The 19,319-nt window shown below is 34.0% G+C and carries 20 protein-coding genes; 12 read left to right on the top strand and 8 right to left on the bottom strand.

The window, feature by feature from the left end:
* Positions 1–212 precede the first annotated feature (212 nt).
* The 4 genes from BN349_RS20590 (at position 213) to BN349_RS20575 (ending at position 5,168) form a co-directional block, all read left to right on the top strand.
* On the top strand, positions 213–1,115 hold the full coding sequence (locus BN349_RS20590) for a methyl-accepting chemotaxis protein (RefSeq protein ID WP_425457670.1): 903 nt from the start codon (positions 213–215) through the stop codon (positions 1,113–1,115).
* A gap of 191 nt (positions 1,116–1,306) precedes the next feature.
* The gene (locus BN349_RS20585; protein WP_019244200.1) at positions 1,307–2,761 is read left to right on the top strand and encodes an aldehyde dehydrogenase family protein; all 1,455 of its coding nucleotides are present in this window, start codon (positions 1,307–1,309) and stop codon (positions 2,759–2,761) included.
* Between the two features lie 22 nt (positions 2,762–2,783).
* Positions 2,784–3,635, top strand: coding sequence for a methyl-accepting chemotaxis protein (locus tag BN349_RS20580; RefSeq protein ID WP_019244199.1), 852 nt, complete (start codon positions 2,784–2,786; stop codon positions 3,633–3,635).
* Between the two features lie 336 nt (positions 3,636–3,971).
* The gene (locus BN349_RS20575) at positions 3,972–5,168 is read left to right on the top strand and encodes a class I SAM-dependent rRNA methyltransferase (RefSeq protein WP_019244198.1); all 1,197 of its coding nucleotides are present in this window, start codon (positions 3,972–3,974) and stop codon (positions 5,166–5,168) included.
* Positions 5,169–5,624: 456 nt separating this feature from the next.
* Here the strand turns inward: BN349_RS20575 and BN349_RS26010 are convergent, their stop codons facing one another.
* Positions 5,625–5,984, bottom strand: coding sequence for a hypothetical protein (locus BN349_RS26010; protein WP_157381035.1), 360 nt, complete (start codon positions 5,982–5,984; stop codon positions 5,625–5,627).
* Between the two features lie 219 nt (positions 5,985–6,203).
* Here BN349_RS26010 and nosD point away from each other — a divergent pair, with 219 nt between their 5' ends.
* The 4 genes from nosD to BN349_RS20555 are packed head-to-tail and all read left to right on the top strand — an operon-like array spanning position 6,204 to position 9,568.
* Positions 6,204–7,559, top strand: a complete 1,356-nt coding sequence (gene nosD, locus BN349_RS20570; protein WP_019244197.1) for a nitrous oxide reductase family maturation protein NosD — start codon at positions 6,204–6,206, stop codon at positions 7,557–7,559.
* Positions 7,559–8,029 (top strand): nitrous oxide reductase accessory protein NosL, encoded by a 471-nt coding sequence (locus BN349_RS20565; protein WP_019244196.1) that lies wholly within the window; start codon positions 7,559–7,561, stop codon positions 8,027–8,029. The genes nosD and BN349_RS20565 overlap by 1 nt, the downstream gene beginning before the upstream one ends.
* Complete coding sequence (locus BN349_RS20560) at positions 8,026–8,847, top strand: ABC transporter permease (protein WP_019244195.1); 822 nt, start codon at positions 8,026–8,028, stop codon at positions 8,845–8,847. The genes BN349_RS20565 and BN349_RS20560 overlap by 4 nt, the downstream gene beginning before the upstream one ends.
* Positions 8,840–9,568 (top strand): ABC transporter ATP-binding protein, encoded by a 729-nt coding sequence (locus BN349_RS20555; RefSeq protein WP_019244194.1) that lies wholly within the window; start codon positions 8,840–8,842, stop codon positions 9,566–9,568. The genes BN349_RS20560 and BN349_RS20555 overlap by 8 nt, the downstream gene beginning before the upstream one ends.
* Before the next feature lie 97 nt (positions 9,569–9,665).
* On the opposite strand, the gene BN349_RS24450 is transcribed toward BN349_RS20555, so the two are convergent.
* Positions 9,666–10,271 (bottom strand): nitrous oxide reductase accessory protein NosL, encoded by a 606-nt coding sequence (locus BN349_RS24450; RefSeq protein WP_019244193.1) that lies wholly within the window; start codon positions 10,269–10,271, stop codon positions 9,666–9,668.
* A 219-nt stretch (positions 10,272–10,490) separates the two neighbouring features.
* Between BN349_RS24450 and BN349_RS20545 the strand changes: the two genes are divergently transcribed.
* The gene (locus BN349_RS20545) at positions 10,491–10,733 is read left to right on the top strand and encodes a glutaredoxin family protein (RefSeq protein WP_019244192.1); all 243 of its coding nucleotides are present in this window, start codon (positions 10,491–10,493) and stop codon (positions 10,731–10,733) included.
* Between the two features lie 561 nt (positions 10,734–11,294).
* Complete coding sequence (hflX, locus tag BN349_RS20540) at positions 11,295–12,560, top strand: GTPase HflX (RefSeq protein ID WP_019244191.1); 1,266 nt, start codon at positions 11,295–11,297, stop codon at positions 12,558–12,560.
* A gap of 192 nt (positions 12,561–12,752) precedes the next feature.
* Here hflX and BN349_RS20535 read toward each other — a convergent pair whose 3' ends face one another.
* The 3 genes from BN349_RS20535 to BN349_RS20525 all read right to left on the bottom strand — a co-directional run bounded on the left by BN349_RS20535 (position 12,753) and on the right by BN349_RS20525 (position 15,325).
* Positions 12,753–14,042 carry a hemolysin family protein gene (locus tag BN349_RS20535; protein ID WP_019244190.1) on the bottom strand — a complete coding sequence of 430 codons (1,290 nt, stop codon included), beginning with the start codon at positions 14,040–14,042 and terminating at the stop codon, positions 12,753–12,755.
* 77 nt (positions 14,043–14,119) lie between these two features.
* A complete protein-coding gene (locus BN349_RS20530; RefSeq protein WP_019244189.1) occupies positions 14,120–14,800 on the bottom strand; it encodes a zinc metallopeptidase in 681 nt (226 codons plus the stop codon).
* A 24-nt stretch (positions 14,801–14,824) separates the two neighbouring features.
* The gene (locus BN349_RS20525; protein WP_019244188.1) at positions 14,825–15,325 is read right to left on the bottom strand and encodes a MerR family transcriptional regulator; all 501 of its coding nucleotides are present in this window, start codon (positions 15,323–15,325) and stop codon (positions 14,825–14,827) included.
* Positions 15,326–15,486: 161 nt separating this feature from the next.
* Between BN349_RS20525 and BN349_RS20520 the strand changes: the two genes are divergently transcribed.
* Positions 15,487–16,236: a glucose 1-dehydrogenase gene (locus tag BN349_RS20520; protein ID WP_019244187.1), complete on the top strand. Its 750-nt coding sequence runs from the start codon at positions 15,487–15,489 to the stop codon at positions 16,234–16,236.
* A gap of 121 nt (positions 16,237–16,357) precedes the next feature.
* Here BN349_RS20520 and BN349_RS20515 read toward each other — a convergent pair whose 3' ends face one another.
* Complete coding sequence (locus tag BN349_RS20515; RefSeq protein ID WP_019244186.1) at positions 16,358–16,876, bottom strand: PadR family transcriptional regulator; 519 nt, start codon at positions 16,874–16,876, stop codon at positions 16,358–16,360.
* Between the two features lie 448 nt (positions 16,877–17,324).
* Here BN349_RS20515 and BN349_RS26005 point away from each other — a divergent pair, with 448 nt between their 5' ends.
* Positions 17,325–17,471 (top strand): hypothetical protein, encoded by a 147-nt coding sequence (locus BN349_RS26005; RefSeq protein WP_019244185.1) that lies wholly within the window; start codon positions 17,325–17,327, stop codon positions 17,469–17,471.
* 149 nt (positions 17,472–17,620) lie between these two features.
* On the opposite strand, the gene BN349_RS20505 is transcribed toward BN349_RS26005, so the two are convergent.
* Both BN349_RS20505 and BN349_RS20500 read right to left on the bottom strand, forming a co-directional pair.
* The gene (locus BN349_RS20505; RefSeq protein ID WP_019244184.1) at positions 17,621–18,601 is read right to left on the bottom strand and encodes a Gfo/Idh/MocA family protein; all 981 of its coding nucleotides are present in this window, start codon (positions 18,599–18,601) and stop codon (positions 17,621–17,623) included.
* Positions 18,602–18,719: 118 nt separating this feature from the next.
* The coding region (locus BN349_RS20500; RefSeq protein ID WP_019244183.1) for a lysoplasmalogenase at positions 18,720–19,319 on the bottom strand (600 nt) is incomplete at its 5' end.

The raw sequence follows: 19,319 nt of genomic DNA, 5'->3' as shown, positions 1-19,319 counted from the left end.
TTTTTTGCTGTCTCCTTTGTTCCACTAACTCCCCCGTTAGTCACCCATGCAGCGCAAAATAAGCGCAGCACCATAAAATCTATATCAGTAATTTTCATGGTAGTTGCATAAGAAAAGGAATTAAAAAAGCAGCAATCTCTACGAACAGAGCCATAGTATAAAATGTAGGAATAAAGTGCCGTTTTTGTGAACAAACAGCCCGGAAAAAAGTAATGGAAAAAGAGAGGGGACAATACTTTATAATGGAATCACTGATAAATCATGTTGACAGAGAGGTTAGTCAATTAGAAGCATATGTTAAAATAGCGCCGAGTCTACATAGACTTATGCAAGAGGATATGTCAATCAGCGTATATGATACAGAGAAATTACTGATTTATATTCCGGCTAAAACGTTTAATTTAAATTTAGTGGCAGGAGAGCCGCTTGTTGATGGAGATATTTTAGCAACTGCTATTCGAGAAAATAGAGAGATGGCAGCCACTGTTCCTAAAGAGATATTTGGGGTTCCTTTTGCATCTAAAGTAATTCCTTTACATGACAAACAAGGAAAAGTAATAGGAGGAGTAGGTTTAGCTACAAGCATTGAAAAAGCGAACCAACTGCATGAGGTTGCTGAAAATCTTTTTTCGATTGTTGATGAAACAGCTTCTTCATTTGAAGAAATTACAAAATCAGCAACAAGTCTAGCAGGTAGAATAATAGATGTTTCTAGCCATATCAAGAACGTAAGCACTGGTGCGGATCAGATTGGTCAAATCTCCAAGGTAGTAAAAGGAGTATCTGATCAAAGTAATTTATTAGGCTTGAATGCTGCTATTGAAGCAGCGCGAGCTGGAGATGCGGGAAGAGGCTTTGCAGTTGTAGCAGATGAGATTAGAAAGCTTGCGACTAATTCAAAAGAAAATGTAGCGCAAATAGATGACATAACCAAGGGAATTCAAGGAGCCATTGATAATTTAAACGCCGCTTTTACAGGCATAAATGAATTTGCTGATTATCAAGTGGCGGCTATTCAAGAAATATCCGCAATTGTTCAAGAAATTAACAATCATGCACAAAATTTATCGCAAATGGCAGAAAATCATGCAAGTAGGATGAATAATAGATTGTAAGTTATATCAAATGAACAGCTATAAAAGAAAAGAGTATCGAACAACAGGTGTTTTATGTTCGATACTCTTTTTGTATTTTATGAAATCAGGAATTTAATCGAAATGGGACAAGAAACGCTATTAAAAATGGGAATGGTTTGTCGATAGTATAAGTGATATTGAATTCAAAAATATAACAAAGGAGGATTATTATGTTAGAAATACAATCTTTGAATCAACAATATATTGGTGGGGTATGGAGAGATGGTAAGGGTGAAAGTCTTAATGACTTAAATCCGTTTAATAATGAACTTATAGCAACGTTTAAAAAGGGAGATAAAACAGATATTGATGAAGCGTATCAATCCGCATTAAGAGTGCAAGCAGAATGGGAACAGGTTAATCCTTATAAAAAACGCGATATTTTAGAAAAGGCCGTAAAGATTATTGAAGATAATGAAGAAGTTATTGCATCTACTATCATGGATGAGCTTGGTGGAACTCGACTGAAAGCTGGCTTTGAAATTGGCTTAGTTAAAAATATGATAAAAGAGGCTGCTTCTTTTCCACTTAAAATGGAGGGTAAAATCTTACCTTCAACAGAAGACGGGAAGGAAAACCGTCTATATCGTATACCTGTTGGAGTGGTTGGAGTTATAAGTCCTTTTAACTTTCCATTTTTCTTATCGGTAAAATCTGTTGCGCCTGCTTTAGGAGCGGGGAATGGAGTTGTTTTAAAACCTCATGAAGAAACACCAATAACAGGTGGGACATTGATTGCGAAAATTTTTGAAAAAGCGGGTATTCCAAAAGGCTTGTTAAATGTTGTTGTAACAGATGTAAAAGATATTGGAGATGCATTTGTAGAGCATCCAATTCCAAGAGTAATATCATTTACTGGATCTACTAAGGTTGGAAGTCATATTGGCCAAGTAGCGATTAAGAACTTTAAGAAACCATTATTAGAATTAGGTGGTAATAGTGCTTTCATTATCATGGAGGATGCTGACCTAGATTATGCTGTTCAAGCTGCTACCTTTAGTCGATTTACTCATCAAGGGCAAATTTGTATGTCAGCTAATCGTATTCTAGTGCAACGTTCAATATTAGATGAATTTGTTACAGCATTTAAAAATAAGGTATCTTCATTAAAGGTTGGAGATCCTAGAAACCCTGAAACTGTAATAGGACCCGTGATGAATGAAAGAGCAGCAAATCATTTAAAAGAAACTATTGAACAAGGTATTAGCCAAGGAGCTACTGCTATATTAAAGGGAAACATAACTGGAAATATGGTAGAGCCTACGATTTTAATAGATGTAAAACCGGATATGTCTTTAGCGCAAGAAGAGCTGTTTGGACCTGTAGTATGCATTATTCCTTTTGAAACAGAAGAAGAAGCTATTTCAATTGCAAATGATACGAGATTTGGTTTAAGTGGTGCTATACATACAGCAAATCTTGAACGTGGAGTGGCAATTGCTAAGAAAATACATACAGGTATGATTCATGTAAATGACATTACCATTAATGATGAACCAATTGTGGCATTTGGGGGAGAAAATCAATCTGGATTAGGACGGTTAAATGGAGAATGGAGTTTAGAGGAATTTACTACATTAAAATGGATTTCTGTAAACTTCGGTCAAAGAACTTTCCCTTATTAAACGAAGAGAGGAACATGAATACATGATGAGCGACATTGTTGAAAAAAATGACTCTATAATAGACGCCTTTATTAAGATTGCCCCTTTATTAAAAAAGTTAATTCATGACGATGTGACGATTGGTATATATGATACAGAAAAGCTGATTATCAATTTTCCTGGTGATACATTTTCCTTAAACGTGAAACCGGGAGATCCATTAATGGAAGGAGATATCATTACAGCAGCAATAAGAGAAAACATCGAAAAGGAAGCGATTGTTCCTAAAGAACTATTTGGCTTTCCACTTCTTGCAAAGGCGATTCCTTTACATGATTCACATGGACAAGTTGTTGGCGGAGTAGGATTAGGAACAAGTCTAGAAAAGGCCAATGTATTACATGAGGTGGCAGAAAGTTTATCGACTATTGTAGAAGAAACAGCAGCCTCTATTGAAGAGATAAATCATTCTGTTACAAACCTTTCGGATCGTGTATCGGACGTATCTTCTCATATGAAAGAAGTAAGTTCAGGAGCAGATCAGATTGGACAAATTTCTACAGTAGTAAAAGGAGTTTCTGATCAAAGCAACCTATTAGGTTTAAATGCGGCAATAGAAGCAGCACGAGCAGGTGAAGCAGGTCGGGGATTTTCTGTAGTTGCTGATGAAATCCGTAAATTAGCGACAAATTCAAAAGAAAATGTTACTCAAATTGATGAATTAACAAAAAATATACAAAAAGCGATTCGGAATTTAAATGAGGCATTTACAGGAATTAATGAATACACAGATAATCAAGCGGCTGCTATTCAACAAATTGCAGCAACGATTCAAGAAGTAAGCAAGAATGCCCAACACTTATCGCAATTAGCAAGCAGTAATATGAAGGAATAATAATTGGAATAGAAGTTATTCTATATTACATGCCATTTTAGTAAAAGGTTTTCTTTTTTATTTATACAAAGTGAACCTATCCTCAAAGGAAAGGCAGCCAAACAGGTATGACTAAACGGATAAGTATTTATTCAAACACTTAATGTACTAATTAAAAAGAATATGCAATATAAAACGTAAGGGAGTTTTAAAAGCGATTAAAGATTACTTTTAAGACTCCCTTATTTATGCTGTTGAATTGAGAAATTTTTTCATTTTTTTGATATCATTAACGTTTCTCTACTTAAGTGTGCCATAATAAGTAATGTTAATTATGACACGTATAATGGAGGATATATGATACAACCATTGCATATAAAAGTGAAAAAAAAGCATGCAGATAAAATGAATAAGGGCTATCCTTTAATATCTAAGGAAGCAATTGAAAATAGTAAACTTTTGAAAAATGAAGGAGAGTTATTGCGAATTACCGATGAACATAATCATTTTATTGGTATTGGCTATCATGGCCAACAAAATAAGGGGATTGGTTGGGTCTTGAGTCGAAAAGAGGATGAGCAGATTAATGTAGCTTTCTTTGTTAAAAAATTCAAAGAAGCATTTTCTCATAGGAGAGCATTATTTCTTGATCCTGAGACAACAGCTTTTAGAATTTTTAACGGAGAAGGGGATGGAGTAGGAGGAATTACAATTGATTACTATGATGGTTATTACTTAATTCAATGGTATAGTAAAGGGATTTATTCCTTCCGTGAGAAGATATTGTCTGCTCTTCAGCAAATCGGTGAATATAAAGGGATTTATCAAAAGAAACGATTCGATGACAAAGGTCAGTATGTAGAAGATGATGATTTTGTAATGGGCCAGCAAGCACCCTTGCCGCTAATCATAAAAGAGAATGGCGTTAAACTTGCTACATACTTAAATGATGGTGCGATGACAGGGATTTTTCTAGATCAAAGAGAAGTTCGAAAATCGATTCGTGAGCTCTATTCTAATGGTGCTGAGATGTTAAATATGTTTTCTTATACAGGAGCTTTTTCGGTGAATTCAGCTCTTGGAGGGGCAAAGGTAACAACTAGTGTTGATGTGGCTAACCGAAGTAGAGCCAAAACGATTGAGCAATTTTCTATTAATGACATAAATGTTGATCAACAGCAAATTGTTGTGGATGACGTATTTCAATACTTTAAGTATGCAGCTCGAAAAGAGAAAGCTTTTGATTTAATCGTTTTGGATCCGCCGAGCTTTGCTAAAACAAAAAGACGTACTTTTAGTGCTGCTAAGGATTACACGGAGTTATTAAAGGAAACCATCATGCTAATAAAAAATGGCGGTGTCATTGTAGCATCAACAAACAGTAGTGCATTTGATATGAGAAGATTTAAGCAATTTATTGAAATAGCATGTAAAGAAACGAAATCAACATTTTCTATTTTAGAAGAGTACCATTTACCATCGGATTTTAGAACAATCAAAGCTTTTCCTGAAGGCAATTATTTAAAAGTAGTTTTTCTTCGTATTCATAAATAAGAAAAGTGAAAACGGTCTCCTCTACTTCTAGTATTTAAACTGGCTAAAGGAATGCTTATATGAGGGGATAAGACTAGAGTTAAGCAATAAACTAAGTTCAAGATACTAACGATCAAAGGTCGTTTCAAATGTGTTTATTAATCCAATCGCTTTTGAAACGTCTCTTGGTTTGCTTTTATTTTGTTGCTTCAGAACGAGCCTATTTATCCATATAATGCTAGATTGCGCTGAAGGCTCTGTTTTACGTTACTATTGATTTGTATCAAGAAATAAATAAGCGGAAATCCTTGAGAATCCTGCAGAATAAGCGAGAATGACAAGGCCCTACAGTGAGGAACGAATGAGAAGGCTTGACACTCGCTAGCAGAAAGTGAACGGATTGGAGCCATTATCAATAACGAATTCTAACAAAGTCTTAAAGAAAGTATATTTATGGAATAAAGTTGCTTGAGAAATTTATATTTTAGATGATAAAAATTGAAAAAATACATATAAAGAACTGATAGATGAAATATAACCAATTATTATAGAGAAATTTCGGTTGTTACGATATTCCATATAAGAAATGATATAGCCAATAATCGTTAAGCAAATCCACAATGGTAAGAAGAATCCATCAGTCATTTTAATTGGTAATTCCTTAAGAACACTTATAATATAAAGAATCCAATTTCCGATTAATAATAGCCCTGCAATCATGGAGAATCTAGAGGGTCTGTTTTTATATATTAGTAATCTGCGAGATGAGATGAATAGTTTACATGCAAGTAAAGTTAGCAAAAGATAAATGATGAGAAGTACAAGTGTGAGCAACATAAAAGAATTCCTCTCTATTATAAATAGTAGTAATATGAATTCTGATTCATTATAGACCTTGTAAATCGATAACCGCTATATTTCCTATATTAGTTATACCCCGTTTTCAAACCTTTTCATTAAAAATAGCTATTCTTCAATTAATAAACATTTATTTTTCAAAATTATCACACAATTATTTGGTAAAATTAGGGTCACTATTAGTAAGGGTGATGCGCGATGAAAGAAATCCAGAGTATGAAAGTACTGCTATTAATCGGTATAACGGCAGGGCTTCTTTTGCTATGCAATCCAGTAAAAGCAGCTGAAATAAACATGAGCCCTAGTCAGTCTTTACAAAAGGCAATTGATACCGCAAAAGAAGGAGATGTCATTAAATTAACAAAAGGGGTATATGAGGGAGCTATTACGATACAAAAGGCAATTACGTTAGAAGGTGAAGAGGGCGCCATCATTGATGGTGGTCGAAAAGGGAATGTCATTACTGTTGAAGGAAATCAGGTTGAAATTAGAGGCATTGAAATTCGTAATGGTGGAACAGGTAAACTGGACAGTGGGATATATGTTAATAGCGGGAAAAATAATAAGTTTGAAAATAATATAATAAGTAATACAATGTACGGAATTTATATAAACCAAGGTTCTGATCATATCGTTCGAGGTAACACCATTCATAGTTATGCAGGTCATTTTTCCACAAGAGGCAGTGGTATTCACCTTTTCAAAGGTAAAAATCATTTAGTAGAAAACAATACAGTGATGGCTGTTCAAGATGGTGTGTATTTAGATAATACAAAAGGAATTACGCTAAAAGGAAATCAAGTTTCTAGTTCAAGGTATGGATTTCATTTTATGTTTAGTAAGGAATTGGTTATCGAGAAGAATACTTTGAAATCTAATATAACCGGATTGATGATTATGGACTCATCTAATATTAAATTTTTCGACAACCAGGTCATTAACCATTTTCATGTTAGAGGATTCGGTGTCCTTGTTTATGATAGTCAAAATATTTTCTTGAATCGTAATAATATAAGCCAAAATAGTACAGGATTATCATTGGAGAAGACTGTTGATGTTCAAATCAATCAGAATGTAATTGCAGGAAATCAAGTAGGGTTAGAGTTTATCGGTAAGAATTCTCATAATGTATTTTTTGAAAATAATTTCATTGGAAACGTAGTTCAATCCAAAATATCTAATAACAATATGCAATTAGATAATGGAGTAAGAGGGAATTATTGGGATGACTATTCGAGCTTTGATGTTACAGGAGATGGAATTGGGGAAGTAACCTATAAGGCTGGATCGTTATATGATCAATTACTCAATCGGGAACCATACTGGCAATTTTTCTTTGAAAGTCCATCTATGAAACTATGGAGTAAAGCGGAAACGTTATTTCCTTCCATTGGAGTAGCGGATGTGTATGATGAGCACCCATTAGTTGAGCCTGTGAAATTGAGTCAAGAAAACAAGGAAAATGAAGGAAGCAGAAATATTGGGGCGTTATTATTGGCACTTCCATTTCTATGGTTTTCTATTATGGTGATTTGGTTAGGGAGGAATATTTAATGAGAAAATTAGTTAGTAGCTTTATGATATTAGGAACTTTTTTTATGCTATCTGCGTGTGGAAAAGAGCCTTCATATAAGCCCGTAGCGATTAACCCAGAGGTAGATGTTTGTGATTTATGCAACATGAGCTTAGTGGAGGAAAATGATGTGACGGAGCTTTTTTCAAAAGATGGTGATGTATACAAATTTGATGATATAGGCTGTATGTTTGAATTTGTTCATAAAGATAAAGGGATTGCAGAAAAGGATATTGCTAAGCAATATGTACGTGATATGGAAAGTGGGAAATGGATAGAAGTAGAAAAAGCATACTTCGCCTATGACTCATCCTTTCCAACTCCTATGTCTTATGGTGTTCTTTCTTTTGAAAAAAAAGAAGCGGCAAATGATTATATTAAACGAGAGAATAAAGGAGAAGTATTGGATTATAAAAAACTAGAGCAGCATAAGTGGGGTTGGGAGCAATGATTGGTACAATTGCCAGACAACAATTCACTTTAATATTAAGAAGTAAATGGCTCATTAGCTTTGGTATCTTATTTGCTTGTTTAGCGATATTTATTAGCTATTTTGGTCATTCGGGTCAATCGGGTTATTTGGGTTTTAATAGAATGACAGCAAGCTTATTAAACTTAAATTTATTGCTAATTCCATTAATATCTTTATTAGTAGGTGGTCTTTTTTTAGCAGGTGAAAAAGAGGATCGGGGTTTAATGTTAATGCTAACCTACCCAGTCAGTGTGAAGGCTGTGATTTTTGGAAAATACATCGGTTTGTTTGCTTCGCTTTGGTCTGTTGTTACGTTTGGATACGGTGCTTCTTTATTAATGATGTATTTAGCAGCAGTAGATGTTTCATTGACTGTCATATTGAAATTTTATGTGTTTTCGTTAATTTTAGCGGCAATCTTCTTAGCATTGTCGATGTTAATTGGACTTTTGTCTAAAACGCGTTTTCAATCACTTGGTACGAGCTTAATTGTTTGGGCTTTCTTAGTTTTATTTTATGAGTTTTTAATTATGGGTATTAGCTTAGCCTTATCGAAACAGATGGTTTTACCGATGCTATCTATTTCTATTTTTTTGAATCCGGTGGAACTCATTCGCGTTTGGTCGATATTGTCATTAGATGGACTGGCTGTTTTTGGCCCTAGCTTATATGACTTAACAATTTGGGCGAATGGTTTTATTGGACAGATGCTTTTTATACTCACAGCTGTCGTATGGTTAGTTGTTCCTTTACTAGCTAGTATTTTTGTTACAAAAAGGAGAATAGGCAATGAGTAAATGTCTAGAAATGAAAAAGCTTTCGAAAATATATAATCCAAGTAGTAAGGTTGAAGATATAAGTTTTTCCATTAATCAAGGAGAAATAGTTGCGCTGTGTGGAGGAAATGGTGCCGGGAAAAGTACACTCATTAAAATGTTAACGGGCATCATCAAGCCGACTAGCGGTGAGATTTTTATGGATGGACAAATTATTCATCCGACTAGTAAAGAATATCGAAATCAATTTTCATATATGCCAGACGATATGTTGTTTCCTCGTCAATTAAGTGCTCTGGAGGTACTTAACTTTTTTGCTGGATTAAGAGGTGTTTCCAAGGAAAAAGCGATAGAGGCATTAGAAATAGTTGGATTATATGATGAACGAAATCGGTTAATAAAGCATTTTTCAAAAGGAATGCAACAAAGATTATCTTTTGCTCAAGCACTATTAGCTGATACTCCAATCATGATTTTAGATGAACCGACAAATGGCTTAGATCCATATTGGGTGTATCAATTTAAAAGGATTTTACTAGAAGAAAAGGAAAAAGGAAGAGCAATTTTATTTACGACACATATTCTTTCATTAGTGGAAGAAATAGCAGATAAAGCAGCTTTTATCGAAGGAGGAAAGCTCATTCACTTTGATACAGTGAATGAATTGATAAATCGAAATGGAAAATCCGTTTCATTAGAAAAGGTTTTTTTTGAAAAACAAATTCAAGAAGCTCATAAATAAATCAAAAAGAAGGGTGTCTAAAAAGATTTTATACTTTTTGGACGCCCTTTATATTAGTGTTTATTTAAATAGGTTAAAATTTTTTAGTCCGTTTTGCTTATTCGTGATGCTCGTTTTCATTATTATGTTCCATGTTGCTATGTTGATTCATTTTTTTCATTTTCATTTGATAGCGTTCATTCGCTACTTGATCAACTTGATCCCATGTATTTAATTCTGGATGATGATTCTTGTGCTCATTTATAAATTGATCAGCATGTTCTTGTGTTGAATGGAATGAATAGCCATATTTCATTGGAGTCGCTACATCAGATTTGATAACGATGGCAGAATCTTTCTCAATCCATTCTTTCGTAGAGTAATCTCGAACCCAAAGCTTTTCGTATTTTTCATCAGCTTGGCGCAGACCGTTTAATAAGCAACCTGAATCGTCGAAGAATAAGTGTTTACCATCTGATGTTAAAGCTTGAGCTGTAAAAGCTCCCATTTCATCTTCTTTTCCGTAAACTTTCATGTTGCAGAATGCACACATTTCATTTTCAGATGGCTCTGTTGCTATTAACTGATTTTGTTGTTTTTCTGTTTTTGAGCTGTTTTCTGTATTTGTTGCATTTTGATTTGATTTAGATGATTCCTCTTTACCGCATCCCGAAAAAATCATCATTAATGAAAGACTTATGAGTATGAATCCAATCTTTTTCATTATATTCCCTCCCACTTATATTCCTTTTTTAGCATATCAATAAGTTGTGAAAAAAATTAGAATTTTCAGTGTTGATTCAATGATAATTAGTAAAATAATCCAACGTGCTCGTTTTTGAAAAAATAAAAATTAGCGATGAGAGTAAGACGCCTAGCTCATCTGAGCAATGGGTGGAATAGGATATAAGAAATCATCTCATCGGAGAAAAGTGGGGATTAAATGTATAATGTTAGAATTTATACATCTACTCGATGCAAATATTGTATGATGCTAAAAAATTATCTAAGCAGCCAGAATATAAAGTATCAGGAATTTAATGTAGATGGACAACCGAATATGATTCAATATTTAATGGGGAAAACTGGTCAAATGGGACTGCCTCAAACCGAAATAAATGGGCAATGGATTTTAGGGTATAATCCACAAGGAATTATGGAATTAATACTAGAAACAAAACTTTAACGTGCTTCGGGATTTGGTTGAATAATAATAATAGACATGGTATTATGACAATAACTTTAAAAGAACGGAGGGTTTCCTAACATGAAGTTTATCAGACTACGTTTTCAAGCTTTGAACGGCGCTAACTGAATAGTGTTCAAAGGCTCTGCCTAGTGCAGGGTAAACGGTATTGGTCTGTCTTCTTTTAAGGAAGCCTAATTTTTCTTAATATGTGGAACAAGAAGGAAGATGATTACACTTGCTTTGTTTCTGTGTGACTCACATCGGCAAAGTATTTTGTAAGAGTAAGAATACTCTTGTGGGGATTTTTAAGCATGTGCTGCTTATCACAAGCTCTATGGATCATAAGGAGTGTTTTTATAGTTGACCATTTTTCTAGGGAGAGAGTTGATTTCTTTCTATTACGTTTATTCAACACAGGCATCCAGCTTGTGTTTTTTGCGTTTTATAACGAAAAATTACTCAAGTATGAACCTAATGGTTTAACGGATTAGATAGGAGAGAATCGTATGCTCCTATCAATTAGGAGTTTATTTTAAAAGAAAATGGAGGAATTCATATATGATGGAAAAACGTGAAAAAGCGATATTAGTTGGGGTACAGCTCAAAAAAGACAATGATGCTGATTTTAAATATTCACTAGAAGAATTAGGCGACCTTGCTGCTGCATGTGATGTAGAGGTAGTTGGAGAAATAACTCAAAAGTTAGACCGAGTTAATGCTTCTCATTATGTTGGGACTGGAAAAGTTGAGGAGATCGTTAATCTAAAGGAAATGTTTGATGCAGATACGGTTATCTTTGATGATGAACTATCTCCATCGCAAATTAGAAACTTAGAAAAAGATTTAGATTGTAAAGTAATCGATCGCACGATATTAATATTAGATATATTTGCGCGTAGAGCTAAAACGAAAGAAGCTCAACTGCAAGTTGAGGTGGCTAAATTGCAATACATGCTTCCTCGTTTAGTTGGTCTACGAGCATCACTCGGTCGTCAAGGAGGTGGAGCTGGTTTAAGTAATAAAGGCTCTGGTGAAACGAAGCTTGAATTAGACCGTCGTAAAATTGAAGAGAAAATAACGGTTTTAAGCAAAGATTTAGCGACTCTTGTTGCACAACGAGAGGTACAAAGACGGCAACGCAAGAAGAATGAAATACCAGTTGTGTCGCTTGTTGGTTATACTAACGCAGGGAAATCAACTATTATGAACAGTATGCTAGAAGTATTCAATCAAAATTCCGAAAAACAAGTGTTTGAAAAAAATATGCTTTTCGCAACATTAGAAACGTCTATACGCAAAATCCAACAACCAGATCAGAAAGCTTTTTTACTGACAGATACAGTTGGTTTCGTTAAAAAACTACCTCACCATCTTGTTAAAGCCTTTCGTTCCACATTGGAGGAAGCAGCGGATGCTGATTTACTGATTCATGTTGTAGACTGTTCTAATCCGAATTATCCACAGTTTATTGAAACGACCAATGAAACATTAAAAGAAATTGGCGTAGAAGGTATACCGACGATTTATGCATTTAATAAAGCAGATGTAGCAAATATAGAGCATCCTAAATTTGAAGGAGATACGGTATATTTGTCCGCTAAGAAAAAGGTTGGTATTCAAGAATTAACGGAGTTGATTCGTAAACACATCTTCAAAGATTATGTGGAATGTGAATTGCTTATACCATTCGAAGAAGGGCAGATTGTATCTTATTTTAATAAATATGCACATGTTCAAAATACCAGCTATGAATACAATGGCACTCTTTTAACTGTTGAGTGTAAAAGATCAGATTATGAAAAATACCAAGACTATGTTGTTTAAATTAGAAGTAAATAGAGCAAACAGGGTTGTGTCATAAGAGGGTGATACCACTTTTGAATGTGATTCTTTTTATGGTTCTATAATAGAATGTTTCTTTCGTAAATATAGAAAAGGGTGACGAACCAAAGTATAGCTTTGGTTTCATCACCCTTTTTGGTAAGTTTAGAAATCTGTCTTTTAGCTGGTCTAAACTTATATTTTTTTAACTTCAAGGAATAGAATTTGTAAGCCATCCATTTCCATTATCTTAAATCTATATCCTTCTGATTCTATTATGTCTCCAACAGATACTTCGTATTTTTGAGTTAAAACCCATCCACCGATTGTATCGACTTCTTCCTCAGAAAGGTGTATACCTAGTAAGTCATTAACTTCTTCAATAAGGACCATGCTACTTATAATGAAGTGTGAATCGGTAATCTTGCGAATATCCGCCACCTCATCTGCGTCAAATTCATCACGAATTTCTCCAACAATTTCTTCAAGAATATCTTCAATAGTAACAAGTCCGGAAGTTCCACCGTACTCGTCGAATAGTATTGCCATTTGCGTACGCTCTTTTTGCATCTTCAATAGCAAATCGTTAATAGGAACTGTCTCAATTATACTAATAATTGGTTTCATGATTTGCGGTAAAGGTTGATCGGTTGGTTTAAACTTTCTTTGTGCACTCAAAATATCCTTAATATTTAAAATCCCAACAATGCTATCTTTATCTCCGTCTACGACAGGATAACGAGAGTATTTCTCAGTATCAACTAAAGTAAGAATTTGTTCTAATGTATCATCTATAGCAACTGTCGTAATAGAAGTACGTGGGACCATAATTTCTTTAGCAATCCTATTGTCAAATTCAAAAATATTGTTCATATATGTTAACTCAGTTTGGTTAATTTCACCGCTTTTATAGCTCTCAGATAAAATCATTCTCACTTCTTCTTCAGAGTGAGACATTTCGTGTTCGGATGTAGGTTTTAGTCCGAAAATACCTACTAATAGTCGAGCGGATCCGTTTAATAACCAAATGAAAGGATACATGATTTTGTAGAACCAAATGAGTGGTTTAGCAAATAATAATGTAATTGTTTCAGCTTTTTGAATAGCAACTGTTTTAGGTGCTAATTCACCAACAACAACATGTAAAAACGTAACAGCTACGAAGGCAATGATGAATGATAATACATGACTAATTGTTGCATCAACGTTCAAGCGTTCGAAAATAGGAAATAAGAGACGTTCAACAGTTGGTTCTCCTAACCACCCTAGACCAAGAGCGGTAACTGTAATACCTAACTGACAGGCAGATAAGTATTCGTCTAAATGGGTAACTACTTGATGAGCGGCTTTTGAGCCCGCTTTTCCTTCTTCAACTAATTGATTGATACGCGTTGTACGGACTTTAACCATAGCGAATTCAGTAGCTACGAAAAACCCCGTAAGAGCAATTAAAATTGCTAGTAAGACTAAGTTTAATATGTCCAAATTGTGCCTTACGTGTGTAAGGCTTACACCTCCTGTGATGTATAAAAAGGTTAATTTATTTAATGAGATTCATGTAATTAATCTTCGTCGTTATTCATACCAATAAACATTAAAACGAATCGTAGAAGCTCAGCGATTGCTACAAGCGTTGCTGCTACATAAGTAAGTGCCGCTGCATTTAAGACTTTACGAGCGCTACCCTCTTCATCATTACGTATTAATCCAGAACCTACCATTTGCTGAAGTGCACGTGATGAAGCGTTAAATTCGACTGGTAACGTAACAACTTGGAAAAGAACTGCTGCGGCCATTAAGAAAATACCAATTAATAATAGATTTGCAGAGCTTAATAGAATACCAGCTAGAATAACAAAGAAAGACATGTTTGAGCCAATATTAGCCACTGGTACTAAAGAATGTCTAAGTCTTAACGGAGCATAATCTACTTGATCTTGAATGGCATGTCCTACTTCATGGATACCTACTGAAAGAGATGCAATAGATGTACCATGATAATTATCGCTTGAAAGACGAACGACTTTATCTCTAGGATCGTAATGGTCGGATAGGTGACCATGAACTTCTTCTACAGATACATGATATAATCCATTTTCATCAAGAATTTTTCGTGCAGCTTCAGAGCCTGTCAATCCAGAAGAAGCTGGAACTTTCATATAGTTTGAATAGGTTTTCTTTAAGTACATTTGTACCGCAATTGGTACAAGCATAATGACAATAAAGTATATAAGGTAAGTCATTATTCATAATCCTCCTCTAAAAAATTACATTAATAAAATTAACAGTGATTGAATGAGAGCAACGCTCTCATGAGATAACTGCTTCTTTATGACATCATCTTTGTTTAACTTTTTCGCTTGAATAAGCTCGACGATTTCGGTAACATCTTTCTCTAAGCCTTGAAGCTTTCGCTGTAATTCATCAATGTCGTAGTCCTGTTGTTCTTGTTCTTGCATGATTTCTTTAATTTCACTTAAAGACAATTTTTGGCTTTTTAATTCTTTAATCATTTTAATGCGATGTACAGCTTCGTGTGTATAGTATCTATAGTTTGAAGTAGTACGTTCCGCTTTTAACAATCCTAAATTTGTATAATGGTCGATTGTTCGCTTTGAAACATTTGATATATCGGCTAATTCTCCAATTTTTAATCGTTCAATCCCAAAGTGAACACCTCCAAACTGTAACGTGATGGTTTGATTATAAATTGTAAAGTGAAATAGAATCTCTTTCAGATTATACGGTTTGACTTTATTAGGTTTCATATATAGAAAGAGTTCATTTTCATAATGATATAATATATTAGTTTTCTTAAGAAATGCTTAAGATTTAATAATGAGGAAAAAATTTTAATCAATCGTTTGATTAAAAGCCATACATCATATAAATTTTTATACAATTAAATTAAGAAAGGAAGGATGGTATTTTGAGCGAGTCTAGTAAGGTTGTGATTGTAACGGGGGCATCTAGCGGAATTGGACGATCGATTGCTTTTTTATATGCAGAGAAAGGATACAAGGTTGTTTTAGCAGATGTGAATCAATCACTAGGAGAAGAAAATGTTCAGCATATAAAAAGTAGTGGAGGTGAAGCGATATTTTGTCAAACGGATGTAAGAGTAGAAGAAGATATTATTAGTTTAATGGATATAGCTTATGAAACATATGGAAAAATAGATGTACTAATTAATAATGCTGGTAGAATGGTCTTTAAATCGCTCTTTGAGATTAAGATAGAAGAATGGGATGATTTAATGAATACGAATTTACGTAGTGTGTTTTTAGCATCTAAAGAAGCTGCAAAATATATGATGAAGCATAATGAAGGGGGATCGATTGTTAACATCGCTTCAACTAGATCTCTGATGTCAGAACCAAATTCTGAATTGTATGCTGCTTCAAAGGGAGGAATTGTCTCATTAACTCATGCATTAGCAGCTTCTTTGAGTAAACATCATATTTCGGTAAATGCTATTTCGCCTGGGTGGATTGAGACTGGAGATTATCAAAAATTAACGGAATTGGATCATTCACAACATTTTTCAAATAGAGTAGGAAAGCCAGAAGATATTGCACGTGCATGTCTGTTCTTATCAGCAGCAGAGAACGATTTTGTAACAGGGACCAATCTTATAATCGATGGTGGTATGACTAGAAAGATGATTTATCAAGATTAACCATTCTATTGTCTAAAAGGAGAAAATTCGAAAGGATATTATCTGATAAAAAATGATTGTTATCTATAGAATAAAAATAAGCGTCTAAAGTGATATACAATCATCTTTTAGACGCCTTTTTTTATGACTTATTTATTAATTCATTAATGGTTTCTTCAATAAACAACATTTCGGCTTCCATCATTTTAATCTTATGTTTTATGGCTAAATCGACACCCCTACTGGCACTGTGACTAGGTGTTTGTTTTAAATACTCTAGCATTTGTTCACTTTGAGCCAATCGTTCCTTAAGAGCAGCCGTTGTTTCCTCTGTAGGCAAATGATCCATGAACATTAAGCCTATATCGCCCGTGTAATGAATAGTTTCAGCGGATGATAGGTTATTTAAAAGCAATTCATGGAAATATTTTTTACCACTTTCATTTATCGAATATACTTTGCGTGGAGGACGGTTACCTTCTTGTTCCATTTCAACTTCGATATAGCCTTGTTTACTAAGCTTCTCTAATGTGGCATACGCTGTTGGCTTTTTCATATCCGTAATCATGCCTAAATTAGTCTCAATAAATTCGTTAATTTGGTATCCGTGCTGTCTTTGAGCCATTAGTAAGCCGAGTAGAATCAATAACCGATTATCCATATAGAACCTCCTTTACAACATCTTTCTATATTAAGTATAGCATTTTTTGAAAAAATAATTAAAGGGTCTGTTTATGCAACATGTCGGTAAGAAAAGAAGTAGCTGTAATCTATAATTTAAATAAGTTCATGAATAAAACTATTATAAAAAGGTAGCTTAAGCACCACTTTCTTAAGCAAGCAAACTAGAGCAACATTCACTTATATTCACTATTTGTTCATAGACAACAAAGTATTCGAAAAAACCTTACAGAATAAATAAAGCTTTTTGGAAGAAGGATAATAGATACGTTAGTAGTTTGGGTGGAAATCAAGTGAATTTTTCTTGAAATGTTATAAAAATAGGAGAAAATTACTTTTTTTGTAACAAATTACTGAAAGCGCTTGCAAAATTCACATTTTAGACATAAAATAAGGTAAAATAGTAAAAAAAAGGAAGTGGATGCAGGATGACGTCGGGTGAAATTGTAAACGTTATTGCTTATGCAACATACTTTGGATTTTATGGATCTCTTTTATTCATTCCTTACGGTCTAATTCGTTATTTCTCTAATGAAAGAAAAAAAGAATTAGCCAATAAATTAATTACTAAATAATGGTCGGTTCTACATCTGAAATGGAAAAGAGCTGGTTCAAAAACATTGTCTTACGACACCTTTTTGAACCAGCTCTTTTGTTCGTTATAGTTGTTAAATGATTAGGCAGTTCATTTCACATAAACAAGAACCGAAACCGATTTTATTTATCAATCTGCTGGATAGATTACTCCAATTTGCTTGCGAGCTTCGTCCATTATTTCCGTTACAACTAAGGATTTTTCAAATGTATTAATGGATGATTCATATTGTTGATTCTTAAGTAAGTCAATAAAATGTTGAATTTCATACAACATAGTATTTGTATGTTGAGACTGTGAAAGATCCTCTTTATTTCCGTTACGATAGATAAGCTCCACTTTAGAAGGAGAGCTTATCTTATTTATGATGATACTTCCTTCTTCACCTTGGATTTCATTCGAGAAATCGGAATGCGTAATTTTTGAATACATGACAACAGCTTCCATATCATCGTATTGTAATAGGATACTTCCTTGTCCATCGACTCCCGATTCTAGCATGGTTCCATTTGCTTGAACGCTTTTAGGTTTACCAAAGAGATCTACTAGCGGATAAATGCAATAAATTCCGATGTCTATTAAAGCGCCATTAGAGAATTTAGGATTAAATGCATTTAAAATGGTACCTTGCTTGTATTGATCATAACGAGATGAATATTGGCAAAAGGTAGCGAAATAACGACGTATAGGTCCAATTTTTTGTAAGTGTTCCTTTATATGCGTAAAACTAGGGATAAGTGTTGACTTCATCGCTTCCATTAATAGAACATGGTTCTCTTTAGCAACTTCAATCATTTCTTTTACTTCTTTTTGATTAGATGCTAGTGGCTTTTCACATAAGACGTGTTTACCATTCTTCATACATAATATAGCTTGTTCAGCATGAAGTGAATTAGGCGATGCTATATATACAGCATCGATGTGGTCGCTTTGGACCATTTCTTCAATACTTGTAAAAGTTAAGTCAACGTTATAATTCGAAGCAAATGCTTTTGCTTTTTCTTCAGAACGTGAATACACAGCAGCTAGACTGAAGTCTTCAACCATAAAAGCTGCTTCTAGAAACCGTTCTGTAATCCAATTTGTACCTATTATTCCGAATCGTATCATGATCGAGAAGCTCCTTTTCTGTATTTATTTCTATTATAGTGTTTTGTCTTCTATACAAGGGGGAGTAAATAATCCCACTCTAACGGGATTCATGATAATGTACAATACTAAACTTTCCTTAAAGTCGGTAATTGGCCGGTTTGATATAGGTGTTTGTACTTTTATCAGCAATAGTGAGAGCTATTAAAAATTGAGCATTGTAATAGGTTAACATAATCCAATGGCCTGAATAAGCAATATTAGAAATAAACATATTCCAAGATAGAATGGTATCAGAAATAATGAATAAAGCGCTTCCCAAAATAGCGGTCTTTTCTCCAGTCATCATTGCAGCTAGGCCCATAATTGAGATTACAGTGATATAACAAATAACAGGTATTATGAGTTCTGATCGTTCGGATTGGGAAAGAGCGGTCACTAATTGATAGCCAAAGAAAAGGGCATACAAAACAATCGGAATGAGGGCAAGCGATTTTATCCAATTTATTTTCCATTTACGAATGAATGCTGAAATATAAAAGAGGTGACCTATTAAAAATGCAACGAGTCCGAAGATAAAAGAAAAAATAATAAAAGCGTCACCTAAAGTACAACAAATTAGACCAAAAATAATTAATTTTTGATAGGTTGATGGAATGGAACGAATTTGTAGATAACCATAAAAAATGATCAACAGCATCGGTACTAATTTAAAAATAAAACGTAATAAGATGTTCTC

It is taken from the genome of Bacillus sp. AP8 (genome assembly GCF_000321185.1).
Classification (GTDB): Bacteria; Bacillota; Bacilli; order Bacillales; family DSM-1321; genus Bacillus_AD; species Bacillus_AD massilioanorexius.
Note: the sequence above shows the minus strand (reverse complement) of the source record. Positions and strands in the feature narration are given on the sequence as shown.